The organism is [Chlorobium] sp. 445, assembly GCA_002763895.1.
Classification (GTDB): Bacteria; Bacteroidota; Chlorobiia; order Chlorobiales; family Thermochlorobacteraceae; genus Thermochlorobacter.
In genome coordinates this window covers 47,258-73,169 of sequence record NSLH01000004.1, presented here as the reverse complement: position 1 = coordinate 73,169, position 25,912 = coordinate 47,258, and the positions used below count along the sequence as shown (strand labels likewise).

The following is a 25,912-nucleotide window of genomic DNA, read 5'->3' as shown; positions in this document are numbered from 1 at the left end:
TGACAAAATTGCGATTTGGAATCGTCGTTTTCCCAGGGTCTAACTGCGACCACGATGCGCTGCATGTCTGCCAATCTCTCCCAAATGCGGAGGCAAAACTGCTCTGGCACAAAAGCACCGACCTGGAAGAAAGCGATATTCTCATCTTGCCCGGTGGCTTTTCCTTCGGCGATTACCTGCGCACTGGTGCTATTGCACGCTTCTCACCAATTATGACAGAAGTAATGCGCCACGCTAAATTAGGCAAACCTGTCCTCGGCATTTGCAATGGCTTTCAGATTCTTTGCGAAGCAGGACTCTTACCAGGTGTGCTCTTGCGCAACGTCCATCGACGCTTTATTTGCAAAACTGTAACACTCAAAGTGATGCAGAACGATACGATATTTACAGCTAACTATCACCAAGGCGAAGTCTTGAGAATGCCAATTGCACACGGCGATGGAAATTACTTTGCTTCGCCTGAAGTGCTTCATGAAATGGAGGATAACGGACAGATTATTTTCAAATACTGTAACGCTCACGGTGAGATTACAGATGACGCCAATCCAAATGGGTCAGCGCACAACATCGCTGGCATTGTAAATAAAGAAAGAAATGTGTTAGGTATGATGCCGCATCCGGAGCGCGCTGCTGAAAGTTTGCTGGGTTCAACAGATGGGCGACGACTGTTTGAATCACTCGTGCAGCGCGCGGTACTTCAAGCCATGTGAAAGATGCAAATTACCCTGATGAAAAGTCTCTCAATACGCACTGCGGTCTGTGCACTATCGCTGTGTGCGATGCTGATAAGTGCGCCGCTACTGGCGCAACAATCGTCCTACCCACTAACGCTGTCCTACGACAAAAACGCGTTCCGCACGTTTGCAAAGAATTACGAGGCGTTCAAGAAAAAATATCAGTTCAATTATCTGCATGAGACAATAGATACTGTCAGTTGCACCGTTGGCTTGCTTGCCTATGCAGTGCACCCAATCAAACTGCCGCTCTCGAGGTATCTTTCAGGTACAGCCAGTGCGGATACAATGGCAGCGATTCTAACCGCCTTGCGCACGTTCATTGATGAAAGCGCAGCACTGCTCAATGCCACATCACGCGATATCGCTTTGGTCTCGCTGCGCGAAGCTGAAGGGGCAATTGTCGTACGCTTTGAGCGCGCCACCTACGGCAAAATGCGTGCAGGCGGAGAGACGCGCGGACAATTAGAATTCGTAATCAATCGACAAGGCGAAATTGCTGTGCTGGTCTGCACGGCAACACGCATTCTGACAGGATTACCACAAAAAGCTAAAGTCCCCGTCGAGAAAATTTATAAAAATGTTGATAGGCAAAAAACTCACTTTCACGATTGACGACAAATTCGTGCGCTATGAAATCGACCGCATTGATGTCATCAAGCCGGCGCTCTTATGTGTCTATGAAGATAAAGAGATTAACACGCGCACGCTCAAAGATGGGCTAACAGAGATGCAGCTAAAACGCGCTAAAGTGCACCTTGCCTACGAAGTCGAAATCGACATCAAATACAAAAACCAATTGCACGCATTTACATTGATGCCATAACAGGCGAAGAACTGGCAACGGAATATCCCTTTCTGGCTATGGAGTAACCACGCGCTGAAGGTAACACATGCAGCACGAAAACATGCCACGATAAACAGACTGCTGACATGCCTCTATGCTGACAAAAATTCTGATTACTTGGCTCATTAACGCTGTGGCAGTTTATGCTACTGCGACCTTTGTGCCAGACATTACGGTCAAGAACGTTGGGTCTGCGTTGCTTGCGGCGCTGGTTTTGGGGCTGGTCAATACCTTCATTCGTCCGATTTTGATGTTGCTCTCGCTTCCACTGATTGTCGTAACGCTCGGGCTCTTTTTACTTGTCATCAATGCACTGATGCTGCTGCTTGCCTCAGCGGTTCTGCCTGGATTTGAAGTGAAAGGATTTTTCACAGCAGTGCTGGGGTCTCTTTTGATTAGCGCCGTCTCTTTCCTTTTAAGCGCCCTCTTCCAAGTGGGGCGATAATGTTTGAGCTACACGCTGCCTGTTGCTGCAGTTTTTCTATCAGCCACATTTTTTGAAAATGTACCTTGTTTCCCACAGTCGTCTGCTTAACTTCAATCGTTTGCATAACAAAGTGAGCGGCAAAACAATCTCTTGCATGACAACACAGCATTACTGATTCTATCAGTAAAAAGTCCTGTCAGCGCTCTGCAAATGCAATCATAACGAGGTGCTGGCATACACGGTCTGATAACACCTAAGAGGCATATCATCCAAATTGACACGCCATGCAACGGAGACTTTTTGGAGACCACGCGTGAGCACGTTTCGGTAAGTGAAGGGTCAAATTTTTTCAATTCAAAACACGAGCGCCTATGAAACGGTTCGTGACTTTCTTGCTCTGCGGCATTGCCTTCTCTGTTGCAATTTCGGAACAAGCGCGTGCGTTCAGTGTGCTGGCAAACTACCCGCTTAACGGCAGCTATATCGCCACGCAAGGCAGCGTAGGTCCAATGACCTTCACGGGTGGCACGGCGACTTATGTGCCGTCAGAGCGCGCCTATGCAATTAGCGGTGCGACGCCTAACTTGCAAACTGATGCCATCACAATGACAAGCGGCACGCACATTCTTGTCAGCGTATGGTTTAAGATTACAGCTTATCCGAGCCCTGGCACGCGCCGACCGATTATCGTCGAATCCAACAATGACCTCGGGGCATTCGTGGAATCCAACGGCACAATTTCCCTTTTAGATGGTGGGAGTAATTTCACCTTAAGCACGCTGACGGTGCCACTCAATGAGTTCAACAATGTCACCCTCTCATCTGACGGCACACTGGCACACTTATATCTGAACGGTACCCGTGCAGCCGTGATGCCAGTAACATCACTGCCCTCGCGCACAACACGCCAGTTTCGCACAGCCTACATCGCAGCAACATCCAGCTACTTTATCGGCTCGATTCGAAACCTGCATGTCTATGATAACTCCAGCGGTGAGGCTGTGCGTAACTTAAACGCAACGGGCGCATTTAGCTTCAGAGAGGCGCTGACGACTAGCGTCCCCGATAGCGGCTCAGTAACCTTTAATCGCACACTGACTGGTACGATCTTACTTTCGGGCAGCAAAATCACGCCGCGCAATCTTGTCGTCTGCGAACCATACCAATCAATTGAAGTGAGTATGACGACGGCCAATGTCCCGACGCTGGATTTGTTCAGCGGATTTTTCGTCATGTCAGGCTTAACCCTTTCGGGTGGCAACATCGGTGGCGGCATTGAACTCACCACATGCAACGCCAAAATCGATCGTTGCACATTTCGTAATAACTACGCTTCTGGCAATGGCGGCGCAATTCGTGTGCTGGACACGGGCACCTTGCTCGTAACGAACAGCACATTTGAGGGCAATACAGCATTCGACGGTGGCGCAGTCTTTTTGATGGAAACCAGTTCTTCCGCTTTCATCAATTGCACGTTTGCAAATAATCTTGCACAGGGAAGAAGCATGACTGCAGTCATACCCGGTCGTGGTGGAGCGATTTTTGATGATGGCGACGACCCTGCACTCACGCTGACCAATTGTACTATTGTAGGCAATAACGCAACCGGTACCGGCGGCGGTATTTACGGTATTCCCAGTGAGACAATCGGACTGATGCGCAACACGATTGTCGCAAACAACACTGCACCAACAGCCCCCGACATTTCAGGCGTTATTATCACAAATGGTAGCACAAATAACCTTGTGCGTATCGGCACAGGGCTAACTGGCATCACCGACGCCGTGAACGGTAATCTTATCGGTACAACTGCTGCGCCACGCGAGCCGCTTCTTTCCACACTCGGCAGTTGGGGCAATCAGCCCGGTCCTACGCAAACCTTCGCCCTGTTGCCCGCAAGCCCGGCTATCAATGCTGGCACAACTCGCGCAGGCATCCCAGCAAGAGACCAACGTGGCAATGCCCGTGTTGGCGCAACAGATATCGGCGCATTTGAATCACAAGGCTTTGCACTTACTATGAAAAGCGGAAACAGACAGCAATGCGCACTCAACACGCCATTCCCAGCTCCGCTGGTGTGCGGCGCAAATTCCTCGGCAGGAGAGCCTGTAGCTGGTGGTGTCGTTACATTTACAGCGCCTACTGCTGGCGCAAGTTGCACCTTCCCATCAGGAAACCCGGTTCGTATTACGCTTAATACCAACGGTGATGCTATCGTAACGCCCACGGCGAATAACACGCTGGGCAGTTATACCGTAGCTGCTACAGCGAACGGTGCATCTGGCACTAACTTTTCACTGACCAATCAATTCTTCCAATCGCCGTCTGCACAGCCCACAGGGTTGATCTTCCCAACAGTGCAGCCCACCTTGATTACAGGACAATTCACTGCAGCATCGCCTGTGCCAACTGGCTACATCGTCTTGCGCCGCACTTCGCCGACCTCAACGCCACCCGTTGATGGTACGACCTACACCGTCGGTCAAACCTTTGGCACCTCAACCGTCATTGCACTGGGCAGCGGTGTAACATTCGGCGATAATACAGTGGTGTTCAATCAGACCTACATCTATGAAGTTTATGCTTACAACGGATCAGGTGCAAATATCAACTACCTGCAGAGCGCACCACTAACTGGCATACAAACCGCCTTGCCCGTTGAGCTTACCTTGTTCGAGGCGCAAAATGTTGTGCGCGGTATGCAATTGCGCTGGACAACGGCATCAGAGCAAAACAACGCAGGCTTTGAAGTGCAAAGAAGAAGCGTGAATCGAGAAGTGAGTAGCGAGGCGTGGCAAATCTTGGGCTTTGTGCGTGGCAACGGCACAACGAGCGAAGCGCAATCGTATTCGTTCTTAGATCGAAGCGCATCAGGCAAAGTGCAATATCGCTTAAAGCAAATTGACTTTGACGGACAGTTTGAGTATTCCAATGTGATTGAAGTCGATGCGGGCTTGCCGAAGACCTTTGCGTTGGAGCAAAACTATCCCAATCCATTCAACCCAACAACGGTCATCAGTTATCAACTGCCTGTGGCAAGCGATGTCTCGCTCAAAGTCTATGATGTGCTCGGCAAGGAAGTGATGACGCTGGTCAATCAGAGACAGGAGGCGGGACGCTATCAAGCATGGTTTAATGCAAGCGGGTTGGCGTCGGGTCTGTATCTGTACCGTTTGCAGGCAGGCAATTTCGTGCAAACGAAGAAGATGATGCTGGTGAAGTAATCCGTAGAGACTAAGTTAATTAGTTAGAAAGACAGGGCGAGCGCACGATGCTCGCCTTTTTTGTTGTCACTTGCTGAAAGAACAGTAACGAATGAATGGTGTGAAAAGCAAGCCTACACGAAAGAGGCTGGAATAAGCAAGGCTTCTCGCAGGCGTTCCAGATAGGTTTGATGCGGGATTTCAATTGCGCCGTAGCGTCTGACGTTGTCGTTCATAAATTGTGAATCAAGCAGCGTGAAACCGCGCTCGCGTAGGCGCTCCATGAGCGTAACAAAAGCAACCTTCGAGGCATTAGAGACTCGATAGAACATAGACTCACCAAAAAAGCAGCGCCAAGTGCGACACCATAGAGTCCACCGACAAGGACGCCATCTTTGAAGGTCTCGACACTGTGTGCATAGCCCAAGTAATGTAGTTCGGTATAAGCCTCAATCATTTCTTCAGAAATCCATGTGCCGAGGCCATCACCGCGTTCTGTGGCACACTCGCGCATGACGCGTTCGAAGGCGGTGTTGATGCGCACTTCAAAGATTCCTTTTTTGATAATCTGACGCAGGGAGCGTGGCGGCTTGAAAGTTTCAATGGGAATGATTGCCCGTTGTTTTGGCAAATACCATTGCACTTCACCGGTGATAGAATCTGCCATTGGAAAAATGCCTGTAGAGTAGCCATAAAGCAAAATGTCAGGCGTCAAAGAGTAATCGGGTTGTCGGTGTGCCATAGGTATTCGAGCTTCAGGTAAAAAAAAAATGTGCGCAAACAGTGCAAGTACCATCAGTTTTAGACAAACAAATACGATCGAAAGCAAGAACAGGAATGCTAAGCGTGAAAAGGGAGCAGAGAGCCACTATTCTTTTGCAATTGCCAACACGCCTTTTGAAGCGGTTTCAGCAGGTGGAAGTTCTTCATAGACTTTACCCGGCTCTTTGCGTCCAACCAATTCATACACTTTGATGGGCTCGGCTTTGCCTTGCACCGTAATGGTGGCAAGTTCGCGGCAGAGACAATAGTCTTTTACGCGCTCGTATGTGAACTGCGAAATCATAATTGAGGTGCCGAAGGCTTTATTAGCAGCTTCAAGACGCGCTGCAAGGTTCATAGCATCACCCATTGCAGTGTATGCAAAGCGGGATTGTGAGCCCATGTTGCCCACAATAACGGTACCGGTATTGATACCCATGCGTGAATAAATCGCTGGCTTACCTTCGGCTGCCCACTTTTCACGCAGTTTCTTCAAGGTCTCTTGCATTTCAAGGGCTGCCCAGCAGGCTTGCTTGGCATGATCTTCAACGGGAATGGGGGCATTCCAGAATGCGACAACCGCATCGCCAATGTACTTATCGAGTGTGCCGCCATACTTGAAGATAATATCTGTCATCGTGCCAAGATACTCATTGAGCAGCTCGACAAGTTGCTCAGGGTTATCTTTATAGCTTTCGGAGATGTTGGTAAAGCCTTTAATGTCGCTGAAAAACATGGTAAGTTCACGTCGCTCGCCACCAAGTTTGAACGAGTCAGGATTGGCAATCATCTGGTCGACCAGCACAGGCGGTACATAGGCGTTAAAGAAGCCTTTAATCAATTTCTTCTGGCGCGATTCCGTGAAGTATTGGTAGAAAATACTTGCGATGTACGAGAGCGAAATCGTACTGGCAAATGGAATGACATAAACCAGCACGCTGTCTTCTATGAAACGATTCATAGAGTATTGGTAGGCTGCGACGAATGCGCCAACAGCAAGCAAAAGAGAAATGACTTCTGCGCTGAACTCTTGCATAGAGCCTGCGCGTCTGAAGCCGAGTGTAACAAGCACAGCAACAAGCAGTGCGCCAGCAATAAAAATAACTTGCGTTGAAAGAGATTGAGAGAAGAAGTACGCAATCGGATCAACGTCCAACACATAGACAAAAAGCATGCTTAAGCTGAAAATTGCAAAGAGCGTAACCGTAATCGTAATGCCTAACAGCACAGTTTGATTAAAAAGACGAATGCGCTTGATGAAGACAGCGATAACAAAGAGCGCATAACTTACAACAGTTAAGAACCCAATCACTGCAAATGGATTAGCAAGGCGAATAAACTTGCCATCGAGAAAGTTCTGTACCGCAGTAGCGTGTATTTCTACTCCATACATCTTGTTTTGGTCGGGGCGACCGTCTGTCCACATGGACGTAGGAAAATCGTCTTTGGCTTCAGGGAACATCGGTCCGATGATGCAGATTTTGCCTTTCACTTGCTCTTGGATGCCGCTAAGTGGATCATCAAAAAGATCAAGTGCCCAGAGGTCGCGCAAGTCTTCATTGTGTATAAGGGAGAGTGAGTCGAGCCCTGTTTCTTTCATCACTTGCTTAAACTGTTCATACTCAAACTTGGTCATGAACTCTCGGTCATCTAAGATATTCTCAGCAGAAATTTCAGGGAAGGCATGGCTTGGACCGTAAGGATTGAGCAAGACGGATTCACCGTCGAAACTCGGAATAGATTTGCCGGCAAAAATGAATTCATTCCTGGTGCTGTGCACAGAGTCACTTGTGTTCAGATAGACTTTTAGGATAGCATAAGCAAAAGAGGGGAATTGATTGCCCAAGACATTGGCACTGGCAGGGTGATAGCGGCGCAAGACCCCGTCGTTGTCTTGACGCACATAGACATTGCCGACAACTGTGCCCGGCGAGCCATCAAAAATGGTAACATAGTCTACTTTCTTGAGCGACGTGTATTCGACTTGTTTGTTTTCCGTCATGGAAGTTGGCTCACGCCCAGCGACCACCACATTTTGCGCTTCAGCTGCAGCGGCACGAAATGCTTCATCGCCACCTCTTTTATCTACCTCATCGAACATCAAGTCGAAGGCAATCACTTTTGCGCCAGCACGATGCAAATTGCGGATGATGCGTGCGTGGTAATCGCGAGACCAAGGAAAGGATTGCACTGCTTGCTGAGCTTGGTCTGTAATTGTTATCAGCACAACTTGGGAGTGTTGTTTGAATGTCGCGTCTATGGGGCGGCTATTAAACTTTGCATCTAATAATTTAAGTTCAAGATTGTTCAGAATATCAAGGCGCGAGATAAGAAAAGAAAAGAGCACAATGAGCGGTGCGATAAACAGCCCAACAAACCAAATTTTACCAAAAACATTCTTCCGAAGAAACTTGGATATGCTATTGTAATCTCTTTCTGCCATAGACATTCCACTGAGTTCGTTGGAATTTACAATGAAGGAAGTTTTACGCAAATAGCTTTTAAGGGGGTAAAGAAAGGATGAGCAACGCAGCGTGGAGTGGTGTCCAAGAAGCAAAGCGGTTTTTGTATATTCGTTTTCTAGATTTAAGCTCAACTTGGCTATGTCAGAATCCAAATCAGCGGTAAAAACAAAAACGGAGACGCCTGAGAAAGTGATGGAAAAAATCGTCTCACTTTGCAAACGGCGTGGCTTTGTCTTTCAATCCTCAGAAATCTATGGCGGCTTAGGCGCCTGCTACGACTACGGTCCGCTGGGTGTGGAACTCAAGCGCCACATCAAAGATGCATGGTGGGACGCTATGACCAAAGAGCATGACAACATTGTCGGCATTGATGCGGCAATCATGATGCACCCGCGCACTTGGGAAGCGTCTGGACATGTTGCCAACTTCAGTGATCCAATGATTGATGACAAGACAAGCAAGAGACGCTATCGTGCCGACCACTTGATTGAAGCCTATATTGCCTCACTTGAAAAGAAAGGAAAGCATAGTGAAGCAGAACGCGTGCAAGCTGAATTTATCGCAGCACAGAACGCTGAGAATATGACCAAAGCGCTCTACGAGCTTATCATCAAAGAGCAGATAAAGTCCCCTGATTCTGGTGCGTTTAATTGGACGGAAGTACGACAGTTTAATCTGATGTTCAAAACGGAACTTGGCGCAGTGGCTGACGATACCTCTATTATCTATCTTCGCCCAGAGACTGCGCAAGGCATTTTTGTCAACTTTCACACCGTGCGCGAGTCGTCCAGACTCAAAATCCCATTTGGTATTGCTCAAATCGGTAAGGCTTTTCGCAATGAAATCGTCAAGGGCAACTTCACGTTTCGAATGATTGAGTTTGAGCAAATGGAGATGCAGTATTTTGTCAAGCCGGGTGTGCAACTCGAGGCGTTTGAGATGTGGCAAGAGCGGCGCATGAAATGGTATGCAGAACGCTTAGGCTTGAAGCCAGAAAATCTATCGTGGTATAAGCACGATAAGCTTGCGCACTATGCCGACGCTGCTTACGACATCAAATACAAGTTTCCTTTTGGTACAGAAGAAATTGAGGGTATACACTCGCGCACCGATTATGATTTGCGCCGTCATCAAGAGTATTCCGGCAAAAACATGGAGTATGTCGAGCCCGATGGCAAAACGCGTTACATTCCTTTCGTCGTAGAAACATCGGCAGGGTGCGACCGTGTCTTTCTGGCAGTGCTCTGCGATGCCTATAGCGAAGATATTGTCGAGGATGAAGAGCGTGTGGTGCTGCGTCTGCATCCGACACTTGCACCAGTCAAAGCTGCAGTACTGCCGTTGTTAAAAAAAGATGGCTTGCCCGAAGTTGCCGAAAAGCTATTCAAAGACTTGCAACGGCATGTCAAAGTACAGTATGATGATGCAGGCTCTATCGGTCGTCGCTACCGACGTCAAGATGAAATCGGCACACCATACTGCTTCACGATTGATCATGAGACACTCAAAGATGACACTATCACTGTACGCGAGCGTGATACGACTGCGCAAGAGCGCATCAATATCAGTCAGGCTAAAACATACCTTACTCAAAAACTTCTCATGTAACCAATGCCGGGGCAGGGTTCAGCAGGCAATGTGATTGCGGCACTGTGTAGTTTTTTTATTCCGGGACTTGGGCAGTTGATTCAAGGTCGCTTGCTGATGGCGCTCATACATTTCGTGCTTGCAGCGGCACTGTGGGTAATTTGGCTGGGCTGGATCATTCATCTCTGGTCAATTCTTGATGCGGCACGCTGGTCGCCAGGGTAGTGGTGGCGCAACTCAAACGACTTTTGGAGCTTTGATGTGCACGGCGTCAATCATGTCACGTAGGTAGAGCTTATCGCGCCGCTGCTCAAAGGCATTGCCGACAACGACAAAACTTGCCCCAGCTTCTACCTTGTCGCGTGCCTCGAGCGGAGAGCGTATGCCGCCGCCCACAATAACAGGTATTGAGACGGTTTGCGACACGGCTTGAATCATCTCTTCAGGGACGGACTGTGCAGCGCCACTTCCAGCTTCCAAGTAAGCGACTTTCATACCGATATATTGAGCCGCAAGCGCATGCGCCACTGCAATTTCAGGCTTGTGGCGTGGAATCGGCAGCGTTTGCGCAATAAAATTGGCGGCAGTCGCTGTGCCTGATTCAATGAACATATACGCCGTTGAAATAGGCTCTAAGCCAAGATGATACAGTGCAGGCGCTGCAATGACATGATTGCCGATGAGATATTCGGGATTGCGTCCGCTCACGAGTGAGAGATACAGTATCGCATCGGCTTCGCGTGAGATTTGCATCACGCTGCCCGGAAAAATGATAATCGGGAGCGATACAGCAGCTTTGATACGACGGATGTAGTCATCCAACCTATAAGTAACCATCACACTGCCACCAATGAGAATGGCATCAGCACCACATTCTTCAGCGTGACTGGCAAGAGAGACAACCTCGCTTTGCGAGTACTTGTCGGGGTCAATGAGCAAGAGAAAGCCTGCCCCCTTGCGCTCCTTTACCTGCTGCAGCTGCTCAAAGGTTTTTTGAGAGAAACTCATTGGCTTGTTCTAGAAGTTTAGCCTTGAAGATAAAAAAAATCCTTTCAATCGGCTTTGTTTTGGGCAGTTTGCGGTGAGAAATTGGGTGGCGTGAGCGAGACAGCGTAGCGCGACGACAATTGGCGCATGGCATCTTCAGCACAAGATACATGCTCAAAGACACCGAAGACAGCAGACCCGCTGCCCGACATCAACGCAAAGTCAGCACGAAAGTCAAAATAGAAAATATTCTTCAATTCTTTAACGGCAGGATAAGCAGCAAAGACCGTTGGCTCAAAGTCATTTGCAAAATAGCGTAGAATCTCCAAGTCGCGTGAGTCGCACAGTTTAAGGGTGAGTGTTTTGAGGTCAGGTGCAGAACGCGGAAAATTCAACTTCAAATTTTTGTATGCCCATGCTGTTGAAATCGGCACGTGCGGATAGGCAACCACAAGGGCTGCTGGAAATGTGGTGCCTAAGTGCGTGAGTTTTTCTCCAATGCCGGTCGCATAGGTCAGTGCACTTTGCGCAAGAAAATAGGGGACATCAGCACCCAGCGAGACTGCAAGGTCTTGCAACTTTTCGGTTGGAATATCTAATTGCCAAAATTCATTGAGCGCCTTGAGTGTGAGTGCGGCATCGCTTGAGCCGCCACCAAGTCCTGCGCCCACAGGCACACGCTTCTCGAGATGAATCTTGACACCGTCTTTTATGCCCGTGTAAGCTTGCAAAAGTTTCGCCGCCTTGAGACAAAGATTTGTCTCATCTGTTGGAATTTCAGGATCATCACATGTCAGTTCGAGCATGTCAGAGGGCTCGAAGAAGAGTTCATCGTACCAATGAATTGGCGCAAAGATAGTCTCAAGCAAGTGGTATCCACTTGGCAGACGGTCAATAAGGTAGAGCGCGAGATTAATTTTGGCAAAAGCTTTCATCACACAAATTTACACAATTTGATTTTTATCGTCTCATGTGCTGAGCCTGTTGCGAGCGCTAAAGGTTTTGCGTAAAGTTCAAAGTTGGTGAAACCGCATGCGAGTGTTAAATTTACAGTCTCTATTTCCGACGCCGCTACGCCGAAGTGGCGGAATTGGTAGACGCACAGGACTTAAAATCCTGTGTTCAGCAATGAACGTGCGGGTTCGAGTCCCGCCTTCGGCACAAGAAGAGCGTTTAGCATCAGCCTTTGGCAAAGATGACGATCTTGCTTTTTCATTGGTGTTCCAATAAATTCTCAAGCCTTGATTAAACCATAGACGTGAAGACGCTAACCAAATTGCCGCTCAAGTCGAGACTAGCGTCGGAGACGCTACGCCGCAACCATACGCACAAAGACCCCAATGACCGCTTGATGCAAGAAGCGCTGAAAGCGTCAGGGGAGATTCCGACGCACATTGCGATCATCATGGATGGCAATGGTCGCTGGGCGAAAAATCGTGGTCAGATGCGCGTCTCAGGGCACAACGCGGGTGTAGAATCCGTGCGCGATACTGTCGAGGCGTGTGCAGAATTAGGCGTTAAATTTCTCACGCTCTATGCCTTCTCCAAAGAGAATTGGAAACGCCCACAGCAAGAAGTGCTGGCGTTGATGCAATTGCTCATTCAAGCCCTGCGCAAGGAGACCAAAACCTTGCATGATAATGATATCCGCCTCAATGCGATTGGCAACGTGATGGATTTGCCGCCCAAAGTGCGCATGGAACTTGCCGAAGCCATGGAACTGACCAAAAACAACAAGCGCATGACGCTCTCACTGGCGCTCAGTTACAGCGGGCGCTGGGAAATTACGCAAGCCACACGCCGCATCGCTGAAGCTGTCCGACGAGGCGAGCTCAAACCTGAAGAGATCACTGACGAAATCTTCGAAAGAAATCTGGCGACCTATGGCATGCCACATCCTGACTTGCTCATTCGTACCAGCGGAGAATTTCGCATTAGCAATTTCCTGTTGTGGCAACTGGCTTACACAGAAATTCATATCAGTGATTGCTACTGGCCTGATTTTCGCCGCCAAAAACTTTATGAGGCAATCATGGATTTTCAACGCCGTGAACGGCGCTTCGGTATGACAAGCGAACAACTGGCTGCACTCAATAGCAGTTCGTCTGTAACAATAGCGCCTGCTGCAACCTCAACATAGCGGGGCTCTCTAGCGTATGCACCCGATGATGCGACACCTACTTCATATCTCTGCAGTGCTCAGCTGTCTCTTCTTTTTGGCTTTTGTGGGCAAGACTTACGCACATGCTCTGGATACACTGCTCATCAAAGAACCTGAATTTGAAGGCAGCGAACCACGACAATACCGCGTGCTAGGCATCCGCGTACAAGGGCTCTCCACCATTGAAGAGCGCGATGTGCTTGCACGCTTCCCAATCGAAATTGGCAAAACGCTGACCGTGCCCGGACCTGAACTCAGTGATGCCATCAAACGGCTCTGGCGACAGAAGCTCTTTAGCGACATCAAAGTCGAAATCGAGCAGAAGACCTTCGAGGGCGTCTTTCTCGTGGTAACGGTGCGCGAGTATCCTGTCTTAGCTGAAATCGTCTTCGAAGGCAACCGCACTTACAGCACTGAAGACTTACTTAAGAAGGTCCAACTTGTACGCGGTGCAACACTCACCGACCAAGCCATTGAAAGTGCTTATCAACGCCTCAAACGCTTCTACGAAGAAGAAGGCTTTCTTTTGACCGACATTCGCTACGAAGTTAAAGAGACGACAGGTGGCAGAGCGACCCTGTACTTCTACATCCGCGAAAGCTCGTATGTAACAATTGAACGCATCACATGGAAAGGCAATAAAGCCTTCGATAACTGGTCGCTCAACTGGTATCTTGAAGAAACAAAAGAAAACAACTGGTGGCGCAACATCTTCGGACGACCGCGCTTCGACCGAAAGAAGTTTGAGGAAGACAAACAAAAACTCATCAACAATGCTTACCGCGCCAATGGGTATCGTGACGCCCGCATCATCTCAGATTCAGTGTATTACTCCGAAGATCGCACTAAACTCTTCATTGATATCACGGTCTCGGAAGGACCAAAATATGTCATTCGTAATGTCAAGTTTGAGGGCAATACGGTCTATCCGTCAGAGTTTTTAGAAGCAGTGTTTGGCGTAAAAAAAGGCGACGTCTATAACCAAAAGAAATTGGAAGAACGCTTGCGCTTCTCACAAGAAGGTGGCGATATCAGCTCACTGTATCTCGATAGAGGCTACCTTGCAATGCGCCCAGATTTGGAAGAAACCGTCGTCGAAGGCGATTCGGTCGATCTGCGCATCTATATCAGCGAAGGCAATCAATTTCGTTTGCGCCATGTGAATATCAAGGGCAATACGAAGACAAAGGATCATGTTGTGCGCCGTGAACTCTATACGGTGCCGGGCGACCTCTTCAGCCGCGAAAATATTATTCGCAGCGTACGCCAACTTGCACAACTCAACTACTTTGATGCAGAGAAAATCAATCCCGACGTACAGCCGATTCCGCAGACCGAAGAAGTCGACATCACCTATGAACTCATAGAAAAGCAAACCGACACCTTCAACGCCTCAGCTGGGTTCAGCGCAGTGCTAGGTTTTACAGGCGCCATTGGCTTTACGTTCAATAACTTTTCTCTGCAAGATATCACGCGCGGCGATGCTTACACGCCCTTGCCCCACGGCGATGGACAGCGGCTTGATTTGCAATGGCAATTTGGTCGCTTCAACTTCAACGTGCTCTCGCTCTCATTCTCAGAACCGTGGGCGTTTGGTACACCAACTACACTGGGCTTCAGCATCTTCGACCAGCGCCAAAACTTCGGATTTGAATTCCAACAAACCGGCGCTTCGCTCTCAATCGGTCGCCGCCTGACTTGGCCCGATGATTACTTCCGCATTGATTACACGCTGCGCTATCAACTCAACCGTGGCGGCTTTATCCAAATCGCTAATCAGCCATCGGTTGCCGATGAATTCTCGATTATTCAAGTCATTAGCCGCAATAGTTTAGACAATCCCATTTTCGCGCGCCGTGGCTCCGATGTCTCACTCTCCACACAAATTTCGGGCGGTCCGTTTCTGCCCGGCACTGTGGATTTCTACAAGTTCGTCTTCAAAAATCAATGGTTTGCACCAATCGTCGGTAACCTTGTCTTTATGTTCAATAGTGAGTTTGGCTACTTAGGACGATTCAACGAAAGCGACTTTGTCTTTCCGCAAAACTTTTTCTTCATGGGCGGCAGTGGAATTTCTTTCATTCCAACCATTCCACTGCGTGGTTACCTTGACCAAACTATTGGTAACTTTGAGCAGGGCTTACAAATCCCAACCGGTAATGTCTATTCCAAATTCACTGCTGAAATTCGCTATCCGATTTCACTCAATCCACAGGCAACAGTGTTCGCACTGCTCTTTGCAGAAGGTGGCAATGTCTGGCGCCGCTTCGGCGATGTAAATCTGGCAGACCTCAAACGCTCGGTCGGTGTAGGCGTACGCCTCTTCTTGCCTATCATTGGTCTTGTCGGTCTCGACTACGGCTTCGGCTTCGATCCCGTGATTGCACGCCCAGGACAAGCTAATCAAGGATGGAACTTTATCTTTACCTTCGGTCAGTTTGCACGTTAACCAATAGGTCATTCAATGAAGAACCTGATGCCACATTACGCTTTGACATGCAGCGCAGCCGTGCTCTCAACAAAACAGTTTTAACCAAATGAGCAAACGCATTCTTAGCGGTATGCGTCCCACCGGTAAATTGCATTTGGGACATCACGCTGGGGCACTAGAAAATTGGGTGGCGCTGCAAAATGAACGGCTGCCGAACGGTGAACCTGCTTACCAAAACTTTCATCTCATCGCCGATTACCACTCGCTGACCACAAACCTAGATACGACACACCTCTACGAGAACACGATTGAGATGATCATTGATTGGCTTGCCTGTGGCATTGACCCTGAAAAAAGCCCCGTGTTTCGGCAATCGCAAGTCAAAGAGCACACCGAACTGTTCCTCATTTTCTCAATGCTGATTACAAGCTCACGCTTGGAACGCAATCCCTCGCTCAAAGAGCAAGTGCGAGATTTGGCATTAGAAACTGTGGTCTATGGTCATTTGGGCTATCCGGTCTTGCAAGCCGCAGACATTCTGCTCTACAAAGGTGAAATCGTGCCCGTCGGTGAAGATCAACTGCCGCATATTGAAATCACGCGTGAGATTGCCCGACGATTCAACCAGCAATATCCGAAGCCAAATGGCAAGAGCGTTTTTCCGGAACCTGAAGGCAAAATCACAAAGTTTGCGCGCCTTGTCGGTCTTGATGGCAAAGCAAAGATGTCCAAATCGCTGGGCAATACGATTTTGCTCTCTGACACACCCGATGAGGTGATGAAAAAATGCGCTCTGCAGTAACTGATCCACAGAAGGTGCGCAAAGGTGACCCAGGTAATCCTGAGGTCTGCACGGTCTTTGCCTATCACAAAAAATTTACCGAAGAGACACAGACCGCTGAAATTGCACGCGATTGTCGCAGCGGTGCATTAGGCTGTGTGGATTGCAAAAAAATGTGTGCATCCAGTATTTCAACCTTTCTGGAGCCGATTTTAGAACGCCGCGCGCAACTTGCTGCCAAACCAAAAACAGTGCATGAAATTTTGCTCGCCGGTGAAGAGCGCGCCCGCAGCGTAGCTCGCCAGACTATGCAAGAAGTGCGCGAAACAATGAAGTTGGGATAAAAAACTACTTCAAAGCGCTCGAAAAAATTAAGGCCGCCGATTTTGGGATCGGCGACCTTTAAGGAGGTGCTCTATGAAAAGCCTTGCAGAAACCATAAACTGCAGGGCACTATATGTAACGAAACTTGCCTCAAAAAAGTTTTACAAAATTTTGTGGAAAATTTCAAGTCTGTGCGCAGGCGCACAGCTCCTCTGACGCCTTCACCTAAGCTAGCGTAATTACTGCAATTTCAGGTGAAACTGTGCGGATAGGCGTCGCTGAAAAACCAACGCCAAGATTGACATAGAGCTTCTGACCACCCTCTTTACCTTCCTCATATAGCCCGCGCGGATACTTGTAGAACAAATCAATCGGATAGAACTCAAGACCAGCGGCATCTAACGAAATTTGTCCGCCATGTGTGTGCCCTGCAAGCATCAGATCAATGCCAGCAGCTTTTGCGGTAGTAAAATAGTCAGGGTAGTGGCAAAGGAGCAAGTTAAACCCTTCAGGATTGGCACTCTTTAAGGCATGTTCTAACAGAGCGGGATTAGAGCGCGCAAAGTCAATGCCGATAACATTGAGTTTCTCACCGCTAATGGTCAGCACACGTGTTTCATTGCGTAGTAAAATTTCTTTATGCGCTGCCATAGCTTCTGTGAAAAAGTCAATGCCGACCCACTCGTCATGGTTGCCCGCACAGGCAAATGTGCCAAATGTGGATTTTAAGCCTCGAAAGCCTTTCACAAATGGCTCAATTTCTTCTTTCTGACTGGCAATAAAATCACCTGTGAGCGCAACAAGGTCAGGATGAAACGCATTGACGGCTTCAGCAATCTCTTCCATCTGTCGCTGCGTCATATATGGACCTGAATGAATATCGCTGACTTGTGCAATCTTCAAACCGCGCAATGCGGAAGGCAAATTCGGAAAGCGCAGCGTCATCTGATTGACAATAAAATCTGTGCGATTGTTGATGATGCTGTATCCTGTAATAACGCTGGGCGCAGCAAAACCTAGTGTGAGCGGAGCGACCTTTTTCAAAAATTCTCGGCGTGAGCGCTGAAAACTCTCATTACTTTCTTTGCTGCGTTCTGATGTTGGCGCATCAGGTAGCGCTGTGATAACAGGTGTTGGCTCGCGCGTCGGCAAGAAAACCCGCTTATACCACGGCTTGAGCCAGCGATTTACAAGCCACGCCACACCTTTGAAGAGTGCGGCAATCCCATCAGCGGGGATGAAAATCGCAAAAGCAATAAGTAGCCACAGAATCCATGCACTGCCAATAAAGAAAACCGTCTGATTAAGCAGCGAATCACGCAGCACTTCAAAGCGATTAAGTATAAAGCCCAAGGTTGGCAGAGACATGAGCAGTGCGATAACAATCGCAGCAAGGCGTTGGCGGCGCTTAAGGTCTTTTATGGCATAGCGTTCAAGCAGACGTGCAAATTTGCGGTAGATGTAAAAGCCTGTAGCAACATGCAAGCTAATGTAGAGCAAAAAAGTAAGAGCTGTGAATTTTGGCATATTGCGGTTAGGTCATGCACATGCAGATAGATGGAACCGGTGGTATTTTCGCAACTTCAAACCTGATTGTTGCATGTGGCGTTCCTACGGCGTACTTAAGTGCGTTGATGACGCCCCAAGCAGTTATCGCAGATACCACATTTTTTCTGTGTAGCGTGCTTCGCCGAAATAGTCAAGGATGAAATTGCGCCGGCAGAGAGTATAGTGCAGATAGCGCTCAATGTTGCGAAAGCGTTTGAGTGCAGCCTGACGTCGGCGAGCGAGCAACTCCCAATCTATGGGAAGTTTTTTAGGCAGAAGTTGCGCTGCCAGCACGGTCAGTGAAAGCCAGTCTTTTGAAGAAAATTCCAAAATACCACGTTGATGCAGCGTTTGAAAGACATGTAAAGTCTCGGCTGTGCTCATGCCTGCTTTTTGCGCAAAGTATCAAGCGAAAATGCTATCGTGCGGTCAAAACTCACGCTGCCAAATGAGCGCAAAATTTGCTCTAAGACTTTTTTCTCTGCGTTGTCTTTTGAACGATGGCGCAACGCATCAAAGTCGCTGCGGCTGATGCGCACGCGAAGGCTCTCAGAGCCGACTTCGCTAGAACGATTGTGCACAATGCCATATTGTTCCAAAAGCTCAAGCGCAGCATCAAGTTTGATACGGTTGAAGGTCTTGCCATATTTTTCGTAGAGCATATCAAGAAATGTCTCATGAGCCATTTCAATATGCGAGCCTAGTGTGCGCAATTCCTTAAAGACCGTTTCAACCTCTTCACGCGAAAGAAAACTGTTTTCCAAAAAGTAGCGCCTGCGCTCAAGATCGCTTTTGGAGAAGAGCAAGACGGCAAATGATTTTTCCCCATCGCGTCCAGCACGACCAGCTTCTTGATAGTAAGCTTCGAGTGTTTCGGGAGGCTCAAGATGCACAACGACGCGCACATCAGGCTTGTTGATGCCCATGCCAAAAGCATTCGTAGCACAAATCACACGATACGCGTTTTTGAAATACGCCTCTTGAATACGCGTGCGCTCTTCATCGCGCAGTCCAGCATGGTAATATGTGGCGGAAATACCGTGCTGCAAAAGAAATTTTGCGGTCTCTTCAGCAAGTTGGCGACTCATGGTATAGACCATGGCAGGACCGCTCACTTTCTGCAAAATTTCAAGGAGTTTTTGGCGCTTATTTTCAAGTTGAAAGACGGAAAGACTAAGATTAGGACGCTCAAAGCTACCGATGTAGAGATGTGGATGTTGCAGTTCAAGGTAGGTTTTGATGTCTTCGAGGACTTCTTCGGTTGCCGTTGCAGTCAGTGCCAGCATGGTCGGGCGTTTAGGTAAGCCCAGCTGCGCAAGTCCAGCGGTGATTTTCTGATAACTTGGACGAAAGTCATATCCCCACTCGGAAATGCAATGTGCTTCATCGACGGCAACAAGAGAAACCTGCACGCCACGCATGGCTTGAATAAATAAGGGGCTTTGCAAGCGTTCGGGTGCAATGAAGAGTAACTTGAGTGTCTCATGACGCAGTTCAAGGAAAATTTTTTGTGCAGCACCCGGACTGGTTTGGCTGTTGAGGGCAGCAGCAGGTATGCCGCGCACGCGAAGCGAATCGACTTGATCTTTCATCAATGCGATGAGTGGAGAGATTACGAGTGTAACGCCGGGCAGAATCAACGCAGGCACTTGGTAACAGAGCGATTTGCCTTGACCTGTGGGCATAACGCCGAGCGTATCGCGCCCGCTAAGCAAGCTCAGAATCACGCTTTCTTGTCCGCCACGAAAGGCATCGTAGCCGAAGACATTTTTGAGCACGGCTAAGGCTTTGGCGGCAAGATCGGGGCGCGCAGACTGTGGTGAAGCTGTCGTGGTCGCCAACTCTTGTGTCATCATCTTGCTCCTTTTCCCAAAGTTATCGTGCTTAACGCTCGTGCTGCAAAGCGTCCACAATAGGTGAAGTTTCGTAACTGGTTCTAAAGATAAGTGGCAATTTGACAGAGACAATAGCGCCGCCTTCCACAGCGTTGCTCACATCAATTCGACCACCGTGTTCGCTGACAATCTTGAAGCAGATAGCAAGCCCAAGCCCTGTACCATTGGGCTTTGTGGTAAAGAAAGGATCAAAAATTTTTGTCAGGACTTCTTCGGGTACACCCGGTCCTGTGTCTTGAAATTGAATATCTAAGTATCGGATTTCCTCTTTACCATGTTTGAGTGTAATAGGTTTGACCGAGATGCTCAGTTTTTTCTTTTCGATATTTACGTCAGCCATCGCTTCAATAGCATTGAGCATGATGTTCAAGAAGACTTGCCGGATTTGGTCAGGGTCGACGCGTAAGGTAGGTAAATCTTCAGCATACTCGCGCACGAGTTCAATATTGTGGCGCTTAAGGTTTTCGGACATCAAGGCAATGACGGACTCCAGAATTTCAGGAATAGCACTGCGAATGATGCGTGGACGGCGATGGCGCGCAAATGCAAACGTGCTCTCAATGAAATTGTTGATGCGGTCAACCTCTTGCAAAACACGTTTGAGATATTGATAAGGCTCAGATTTTTCATCTAAGTCAATGAGCACCGCTTGCACCATGGATTTAATGCCAGCCAATGGATTTTTAACTTCGTGCGAGATAGCGGCAGCAATTTCGCCCAGCGTCTGCATTTTTTCGTTTTTCTCAGCTTGCTGACGTTTGCGGCGGTCTTCGGTGATGTCCTTGAAAATCATCACTGCGCCATCGAGTTCGCCATTGTCACGCACACGCGGCGAAATAGAGTAGCCGATGGTCTTGACATCATCGCCGTGCTGCACCAGCATTTCACTTCTGAAGCTCTGTCCCGAGAGAATTCTCTCGCGTTCTTCGACCGAGATACTAAAAAAGAGTGAAACATCTTTGCCGCATGCATTGGCTTCATTGAGACCAATGATATCTTCGGCAGCGTGATTGAGCGAAGCAATGCGCAAGTGTTTATCCATCACGATGACAGGTTGGGGCAATTGATAGATAAAGCCATTTTGAACAGGGGCTGTAGTAGGCGGCAGATTTGGCGAGTTGATTAAGATGTTTTGACGCAGCAGCATTTTTTGTCGTTGCCGCAGGGCGCGGTGCACGGAATCTGCAGCTTCTATGCTGTCGTGCATCATGTCGCCTGAGTAAATCAGCACATCATTTGCCCCAGCACGAAATGCCTCAATGACCAAATCCATGCGCGGTTTGGGCAAAAACCCAACGATAGGCATAGACCAGAATTTTTCATGCAACTGCCCAATGATCTCTAAGCATTTTTCTTCATCAAGCACTTCCACATAGGCAATGTCAATACTTGGATCAATAGCATCAACAAAATCGGGCGTGAAAAGCTCAGCTTCATAGACTGCAAGGTAATGATGCGCATCAGGAAAGTGGCTTGTACAGAGGGTTGAGCGATAATTGCAACGCTAGGCATAATCTTTCTCTCAGGTTAGAAACTTTTCACACAATAACGCACACAATAACGTTTCTCAGGGTAAAGTACGCATGGCTTGGTTCTAGGCTTCAAGTCTAGGTTTCAAGAAACTCTAAAAGCTATTCTGAGCCTACAAGCCTGCTATTGAGACAAACCGACTGAGGTTGCCCGCGCTTTGTTTATCCTAAACTCATCGCTTTTACAGCGCAACCGATTGCTTTGAGATATTTTTCAGGGCTGTCAACTTGCGAGCTAACAACAAAGTTTTTAGGTAAGGTCGCACGTGCAACGGGGAGCTTTGCGGCATCAGCGATAAATGAAATCACTTCGTTGCTAGCAGCGCTGCCGATGACGCTAATTGGACATGATGCAGAGAGTGTCTGAATTGCAGACAGCGCAAAATAAGCCGCATCGGTTTCCACTTCCAGCGGAGTGTAGGTAAGCGTCTCAAGGTTAGGCATCAGCAGTGAGCTGAATGCTACATAATCAGACTCAATTTCCAAAAGTGCAGTACGCATGTTGGGATGAACTTGCAAGTGATGCAGTGCAATATGTGCCACATCAATCAGGTTAATCTCTTTCTGCGAAGGCAAAAGCAGCATCTTGAGACGCGTGAGATAGCGCTTGGGCAAAAAAATCAAAACATAGTGCTCAAACTTGCTGTGGAGTGCATTCCCTACTGACACAGGCTGCCAAATATAGTCCTCTGGCTCATTCAGAAAGAGCGCAGCTTCTGCCTGGCAGACTTCCTCAAACATATCTGCAGGCATGTTTTTTTCTACCTGGATGGGCAAGCATTTAGCGCCTGTCATATTCAAGCCCACGGCAAGTCTCTTAGGCGCAAGCCGTGAGAGCGCTTGGGTCAATTTCTGCGTAACTTCTGAGACGAGCTTAGGATGCCCTTTGTCGAGCAAATCGCTGTAAAGATTGACATTGAATGTCAGTTCACTGGACGCTTGCACATGATGCCATCCGCCTTCACCACGATTGAGATGTACAAGATAAATGGAGGTATGCTCTATTGAAATTCCGATTTGAGACATTGTCTCTGTGTTTGGTTATACCAAAATGCTTTGAAGTAGCACGTGCTTGTTCATTGTAAATGAACACCGCAGAATGCGTAGGAGCAGGAACGCCAGCCAAGCCTGCCAACTGTGCAACAGCGAACAGTCAATTTTCAAGGCAAGATGCCTTGCAGACTTGCAAAGTTGTACACGTCGAAGCCAGCGTTGATGTCGCTCATCTTGGCATCATTCCACTGTAAGATAGGTTTTCAGGATAGATAACCGCTCAGGCGTGATACCTTTTACTTCTAAAAGCTCATCGAGGGAGCGCAATTTCCCACCTTTGTATGCACGAAAACGCACAAGCCGATCTGCAAGCAGCGCGCCAATCTCAGGCAAGGCTTCAAGTTCTTCAGCCGTAGCAGCGTTAAAATTGAGTTTTGTGTGACCTTTCAGCACGCGCTCAACGCTGGTAAGACTCTGCTCGTAGAGTTGCTCTTCTGCTGCAAGCAGGCTATCTGACTCTGTGCCAGTGAAAAGTTGAACTTGCGCTTTCTCAATTAACTCACTGCGCTCGCGGTAGCCAACAAAGACTTTGAAGGCAACACCAGAGAGAAAAAATAGCATGACGAAGCATAACACAAGTACCTCAGCACGAAGCAGTCCTAAGCGCGTGGCGAGTTGATTTAACCAGTTCATCGACGCAGAGCATTTTAGCACATCTAATATCGCAAAATATCATAGCGTGAGCAATTTGCAACGCTGCAAGGCTTTAAGGCGGTGTCTGCACATTCAAATTCCCAATACCTTTTTTTTGCATCAAGGCTTCAAGTTCAGGTACTGTCTTTGGCAAAGCCGCTGAGAGCACGATGCAGCCCTCTTTCGTGATAAGCACCACATCTTCAATGCGCACACCGATGTTCCACCACTTTTTGTCACATGGCGAACCTGGCGCAATGTAGATACCGGGCTCAACCGTGATGATTTGATTTTCACCTAATGTACCAAAATTCGGATCATGCACATCAAGCCCAACATGATGGCTCGTGCCATGCATAAAGTATTGCCGATACTCATTGCGGGTTTGAATTACGCCAAGTTTTACTAAGCCATCGGCAATGACTTCAACAGCTTTGAGATGTGGCGCATGAAACGGCGCACCAACTTTGCACTCGGCAATTGCTGCAGTCTGTGCTGCCAAGACAAGTTCGTAAATTTCTCGCTGCTCTTTGGTGAAGCTACCACTGACAGGGATTGTACGCGTGATATCAGAGGCATAGCCAAGGTACTCCCCAGCCATATCCATCACGACAAGTTCGCCAGCTTTCATTTTCTTATGTGAGGCGTTGTGGTGCAAAATCACACTGTTTTCACCTGAGCCCACAATAGAAGGATATGCCGTGTAAGCACATCCCATTTTCTTGAAGACATATTCTGCAACTGCAGCAAGTTCGTATTCATGCATTTCGGGCTCACAAGACATAATTGCTTGCAAATGTGCTGCAATAGCAATCTCTGTAGCTTTCTGGATAAGACGCACTTCTTCTGGCGATTTAGTTACACGCATCTTTGCCAGAATGGAAAGGCACTTTGCACGAAAAACCCCTTGCTTCTGAAAAGTGCCTCTGCTTTACGTTGCGCCTCAGGTATAGCGCCACGCTGACCAGAGGGAAACATAACGGTCTTGAACTGCTGACCTTCAGCTTTGAAGAAGGCTTCAAGAAAAGTGTCAAAGTGATCGGAGGTTTCTGTTGCCGCAAGTCGCAGGGCGTCGCGTGCGCCTTCTTTGCCGAGGCGTCGTCCTGTCCAGATTTCTTCACTGGGGTTGCGCGGTTGCACAAAGAGTAATTCTTGTGTTTTCACAGTGCCAACTGACACAGGGTGCTTGAAGAGGATGAGTACAGCGGCAGGCTCGCGTAAGCCAGAAAGGTAATAGAGCGCATTGTCTTGACGGTAGAGATAGTCAGTGTCATTGCTGCGATTTTTGACATCAGCTGCAAAAAAAAGCGCAAGTGCACTGTCGGGCATTTGCTCAATGAAGCGCTCACGGTTGCGCCGGTGAAATTCTGGGGGTAAGGCATCACTTTCTTGCGCAACAGCAAGTGAAGTATCGCTGAGGCAAATGCATAAAATGAGCGCGCAGAAAAGATGAACCGACCGAACGATGTAGAGCATAACTAGATGTAGAGTTCAGCGTTCATGACGGTTACGGCATAACCGCTAATCCAAAGTGCGCATAGCTTTCCATCTTGCACATCGAGTTCTGCCCACACTCTGCCACCACGCTCCATTTCGTAGCCTTGCTCGAGCGTAATGGGAATTCGTCCTTCGCCCTTAACACGACCATTCTGATAGAGATAGACGGCAAGTGCACCTTGTGCAGAGCCTGTTACGGGGTCTTCGTCAACGCCCAGCATCGGTGCAAAAAATCGTGAATGGGCAGCACTGGTTTCGTATTTCGTATCCGTTGTAAAAGTGCAAAATCCACTGATGTGATATTTCTGCGACAAATTTTTAAGGTCCAGAATGCTCGGCTTCATCTTCAACAGCGGCTCTCGGCTAACGAAAGGAATGAAAATATACCCTAAATCTGACAGCCAAATCGGTAAGGTGTTATCGAGCAATTCCATCGGCAAAGTCAAGGCTTGACAGAGTTCAAATTTTTGCCCTTTGTAAGGCACAAAGTTTGGCAACGGTAAACCCATGGTTACGCGTACTTTGCCATTTTCTTGGCGCACACGAATGGGCAAAATGCCGCTGCGCGTCTTCACACGCAGAGCATGTTCGCTGTCCTGATCTAAGTCGTAGAGCTTAGCTTCAGCCAGAGCGTGAAATGCCGCAATGGTCGCATGACCACAAAGGTCCACTTCTGCCTGTGGTGTCAGCCAGCGCAGCTGCAGGTCGTGAGAGGCATCTTGTGGCGGCAGCACAAATGCTGTTTCCGATAGATTCATCTCGCGTGCGATTTTCTGCATCTCTTCTTCAGAAAGTCCCTCGGCATGCATAATCACTGCAGCTGGATTGCCTGTAAAGGCACGGTCTGTAAAGGCGTCAATATGTTTGAGTTTGTAGGTTCTCATTGTCACAGAAAAATGGGTTTGAATACAACATGTTCTAATGCAAGCGCAAAGCTAATTATCTTCGATTTAGCGCGAAAGCAAAATCATGACTTCCAAGTTTGGTGTGCCTGCAAACATATCGAGCGGTTGAATGTGCGTAGGGTTGTAACCGTGTTGCTTCCACG

Annotated in this window: 21 protein-coding genes, 1 tRNA gene and 2 pseudogenes; 11 read left to right on the top strand and 13 right to left on the bottom strand. The window is 48.3% G+C overall.

Annotated elements, in window-relative coordinates; genetic code table 11:
* The first annotated feature begins 8 nt into the window (after nucleotides 1–8).
* The 5 genes from CMR00_02825 to CMR00_02805 all read left to right on the top strand — a co-directional run bounded on the left by CMR00_02825 (nucleotide 9) and on the right by CMR00_02805 (nucleotide 5,232).
* On the top strand, nucleotides 9–710 hold the full coding sequence (locus CMR00_02825; protein PIO48858.1) for a phosphoribosylformylglycinamidine synthase I: 702 nt from the start codon (nucleotides 9–11) through the stop codon (nucleotides 708–710).
* A gap of 18 nt (nucleotides 711–728) precedes the next feature.
* Nucleotides 729–1,349, top strand: a complete 621-nt coding sequence (locus CMR00_02820) for a hypothetical protein (GenBank protein PIO48813.1) — start codon at nucleotides 729–731, stop codon at nucleotides 1,347–1,349.
* Nucleotides 1,315–1,560 carry a hypothetical protein gene (locus CMR00_02815; protein ID PIO48812.1) on the top strand — a complete coding sequence of 82 codons (246 nt, stop codon included), beginning with the start codon at nucleotides 1,315–1,317 and terminating at the stop codon, nucleotides 1,558–1,560. Before CMR00_02820 ends, CMR00_02815 begins: the two co-directional genes overlap by 35 nt.
* Nucleotides 1,561–1,678: 118 nt before the next feature.
* Complete coding sequence (locus CMR00_02810; protein PIO48857.1) at nucleotides 1,679–2,026, top strand: hypothetical protein; 348 nt, start codon at nucleotides 1,679–1,681, stop codon at nucleotides 2,024–2,026.
* Between the two features lie 353 nt (nucleotides 2,027–2,379).
* Nucleotides 2,380–5,232 (top strand): hypothetical protein, encoded by a 2,853-nt coding sequence (locus CMR00_02805; protein ID PIO48811.1) that lies wholly within the window; start codon nucleotides 2,380–2,382, stop codon nucleotides 5,230–5,232.
* 113 nt (nucleotides 5,233–5,345) lie between these two features.
* Here CMR00_02805 and CMR00_02800 read toward each other — a convergent pair.
* Nucleotides 5,346–5,953: pseudogene (locus tag CMR00_02800) on the bottom strand (leucyl/phenylalanyl-tRNA--protein transferase).
* Nucleotides 5,954–6,079: 126 nt separating this feature from the next.
* On the bottom strand, nucleotides 6,080–8,422 hold the full coding sequence (locus CMR00_02795) for a hypothetical protein (GenBank protein ID PIO48810.1): 2,343 nt from the start codon (nucleotides 8,420–8,422) through the stop codon (nucleotides 6,080–6,082).
* Nucleotides 8,423–8,576: 154 nt separating this feature from the next.
* Between CMR00_02795 and CMR00_02790 the strand changes: the two genes are divergently transcribed.
* Entirely contained in the window at nucleotides 8,577–10,046 is a 1,470-nt protein-coding gene (locus CMR00_02790; protein PIO48809.1) for a glycine--tRNA ligase, read from the top strand.
* A 3-nt stretch (nucleotides 10,047–10,049) separates the two neighbouring features.
* Nucleotides 10,050–10,250: a hypothetical protein gene (locus CMR00_02785; protein PIO48808.1), complete on the top strand. Its 201-nt coding sequence runs from the start codon at nucleotides 10,050–10,052 to the stop codon at nucleotides 10,248–10,250.
* Between the two features lie 12 nt (nucleotides 10,251–10,262).
* Here the strand turns inward: CMR00_02785 and CMR00_02780 are convergent, their stop codons facing one another.
* A complete protein-coding gene (locus CMR00_02780; protein ID PIO48807.1) occupies nucleotides 10,263–11,033 on the bottom strand; it encodes a geranylgeranylglyceryl/heptaprenylglyceryl phosphate synthase in 771 nt (256 codons plus the stop codon).
* A 44-nt stretch (nucleotides 11,034–11,077) separates the two neighbouring features.
* On the bottom strand, nucleotides 11,078–11,947 hold the full coding sequence (locus CMR00_02775) for a 4-(cytidine 5'-diphospho)-2-C-methyl-D-erythritol kinase (GenBank protein PIO48806.1): 870 nt from the start codon (nucleotides 11,945–11,947) through the stop codon (nucleotides 11,078–11,080).
* A 140-nt stretch (nucleotides 11,948–12,087) separates the two neighbouring features.
* On the opposite strand from CMR00_02775, the gene CMR00_02770 reads away from it, so the two are divergent.
* From CMR00_02770 to trpS, 4 genes and pseudogenes are all read left to right on the top strand, one after another.
* Nucleotides 12,088–12,176: transfer RNA gene (locus CMR00_02770), tRNA-Leu, on the top strand.
* Between the two features lie 187 nt (nucleotides 12,177–12,363).
* Nucleotides 12,364–13,152 carry a di-trans,poly-cis-decaprenylcistransferase gene (locus tag CMR00_02765; protein PIO48856.1) on the top strand — a complete coding sequence of 263 codons (789 nt, stop codon included), beginning with the start codon at nucleotides 12,364–12,366 and terminating at the stop codon, nucleotides 13,150–13,152.
* A gap of 16 nt (nucleotides 13,153–13,168) precedes the next feature.
* Entirely contained in the window at nucleotides 13,169–15,622 is a 2,454-nt protein-coding gene (bamA, locus tag CMR00_02760; protein PIO48805.1) for an outer membrane protein assembly factor BamA, read from the top strand.
* Between the two features lie 88 nt (nucleotides 15,623–15,710).
* Nucleotides 15,711–16,729: pseudogene (gene trpS / locus CMR00_02755) on the top strand (tryptophan--tRNA ligase).
* 205 nt (nucleotides 16,730–16,934) lie between these two features.
* Here the strand turns inward: trpS and CMR00_02750 are convergent.
* The 9 genes from CMR00_02750 to CMR00_02710 all read right to left on the bottom strand — a co-directional run bounded on the left by CMR00_02750 (nucleotide 16,935) and on the right by CMR00_02710 (nucleotide 25,748).
* A complete protein-coding gene (locus tag CMR00_02750) occupies nucleotides 16,935–18,236 on the bottom strand; it encodes a hypothetical protein (GenBank protein ID PIO48804.1) in 1,302 nt (433 codons plus the stop codon).
* Nucleotides 18,237–18,359: 123 nt separating this feature from the next.
* Nucleotides 18,360–18,641 carry a hypothetical protein gene (locus CMR00_02745; protein PIO48803.1) on the bottom strand — a complete coding sequence of 94 codons (282 nt, stop codon included), beginning with the start codon at nucleotides 18,639–18,641 and terminating at the stop codon, nucleotides 18,360–18,362.
* A complete protein-coding gene (locus CMR00_02740) occupies nucleotides 18,638–20,113 on the bottom strand; it encodes a recombinase RecQ (protein PIO48802.1) in 1,476 nt (491 codons plus the stop codon). The genes CMR00_02745 and CMR00_02740 overlap by 4 nt, the downstream gene beginning before the upstream one ends.
* Nucleotides 20,114–20,141: 28 nt before the next feature.
* Nucleotides 20,142–21,524: a hypothetical protein gene (locus CMR00_02735; protein PIO48801.1), complete on the bottom strand. Its 1,383-nt coding sequence runs from the start codon at nucleotides 21,522–21,524 to the stop codon at nucleotides 20,142–20,144.
* 319 nt (nucleotides 21,525–21,843) lie between these two features.
* Nucleotides 21,844–22,707, bottom strand: a complete 864-nt coding sequence (locus CMR00_02730; GenBank protein ID PIO48800.1) for a hypothetical protein — start codon at nucleotides 22,705–22,707, stop codon at nucleotides 21,844–21,846.
* Nucleotides 22,708–22,914: 207 nt separating this feature from the next.
* A complete protein-coding gene (locus CMR00_02725) occupies nucleotides 22,915–23,367 on the bottom strand; it encodes a hypothetical protein (protein PIO48799.1) in 453 nt (150 codons plus the stop codon).
* 73 nt (nucleotides 23,368–23,440) lie between these two features.
* Entirely contained in the window at nucleotides 23,441–24,235 is a 795-nt protein-coding gene (locus CMR00_02720) for a hypothetical protein (protein PIO48798.1), read from the bottom strand.
* A complete protein-coding gene (locus CMR00_02715; protein ID PIO48797.1) occupies nucleotides 24,226–24,843 on the bottom strand; it encodes a hypothetical protein in 618 nt (205 codons plus the stop codon). Before CMR00_02715 ends, CMR00_02720 begins: the two co-directional genes overlap by 10 nt.
* A 2-nt stretch (nucleotides 24,844–24,845) precedes the next feature.
* Nucleotides 24,846–25,748 carry a hypothetical protein gene (locus tag CMR00_02710; GenBank protein ID PIO48796.1) on the bottom strand — a complete coding sequence of 301 codons (903 nt, stop codon included), beginning with the start codon at nucleotides 25,746–25,748 and terminating at the stop codon, nucleotides 24,846–24,848.
* Between the last annotated feature and the right edge of the window lie 164 nt (nucleotides 25,749–25,912).

Bases quoted from the DNA above. Each gene is read 5' to 3' on its own strand.
- CMR00_02820 (PIO48813.1), top strand. From the start codon at position 729: ATGAAAAGTCTCTCAATACGCACTGCGGTCTGTGCACTATCGCTGTGT.
- CMR00_02815 (PIO48812.1), top strand. From the start codon at position 1,315: ATGTTGATAGGCAAAAAACTCACTTTCACGATTGACGACAAATTCGTG.
- CMR00_02805 (PIO48811.1), top strand. From the start codon at position 2,380: ATGAAACGGTTCGTGACTTTCTTGCTCTGCGGCATTGCCTTCTCTGTT.
- CMR00_02795 (PIO48810.1), bottom strand. From the start codon at position 8,422: ATGTCTATGGCAGAAAGAGATTACAATAGCATATCCAAGTTTCTTCGG.
- CMR00_02790 (PIO48809.1), top strand. From the start codon at position 8,577: ATGTCAGAATCCAAATCAGCGGTAAAAACAAAAACGGAGACGCCTGAG.
- CMR00_02785 (PIO48808.1), top strand. From the start codon at position 10,050: ATGCCGGGGCAGGGTTCAGCAGGCAATGTGATTGCGGCACTGTGTAGT.
- CMR00_02780 (PIO48807.1), bottom strand. From the start codon at position 11,033: ATGAGTTTCTCTCAAAAAACCTTTGAGCAGCTGCAGCAGGTAAAGGAG.
- CMR00_02775 (PIO48806.1), bottom strand. From the start codon at position 11,947: ATGAAAGCTTTTGCCAAAATTAATCTCGCGCTCTACCTTATTGACCGT.
- CMR00_02765 (PIO48856.1), top strand. From the start codon at position 12,364: ATGCAAGAAGCGCTGAAAGCGTCAGGGGAGATTCCGACGCACATTGCG.
- bamA (PIO48805.1), top strand. From the start codon at position 13,169: ATGCACCCGATGATGCGACACCTACTTCATATCTCTGCAGTGCTCAGC.
- CMR00_02750 (PIO48804.1), bottom strand. From the start codon at position 18,236: ATGCCAAAATTCACAGCTCTTACTTTTTTGCTCTACATTAGCTTGCAT.
- CMR00_02745 (PIO48803.1), bottom strand. From the start codon at position 18,641: ATGAGCACAGCCGAGACTTTACATGTCTTTCAAACGCTGCATCAACGT.
- CMR00_02740 (PIO48802.1), bottom strand. From the start codon at position 20,113: ATGATGACACAAGAGTTGGCGACCACGACAGCTTCACCACAGTCTGCG.
- CMR00_02730 (PIO48800.1), bottom strand. From the start codon at position 22,707: ATGTCTCAAATCGGAATTTCAATAGAGCATACCTCCATTTATCTTGTA.
- CMR00_02725 (PIO48799.1), bottom strand. From the start codon at position 23,367: ATGAACTGGTTAAATCAACTCGCCACGCGCTTAGGACTGCTTCGTGCT.
- CMR00_02720 (PIO48798.1), bottom strand. From the start codon at position 24,235: ATGCGTGTAACTAAATCGCCAGAAGAAGTGCGTCTTATCCAGAAAGCT.
- CMR00_02715 (PIO48797.1), bottom strand. From the start codon at position 24,843: ATGCTCTACATCGTTCGGTCGGTTCATCTTTTCTGCGCGCTCATTTTA.
- CMR00_02710 (PIO48796.1), bottom strand. From the start codon at position 25,748: ATGAGAACCTACAAACTCAAACATATTGACGCCTTTACAGACCGTGCC.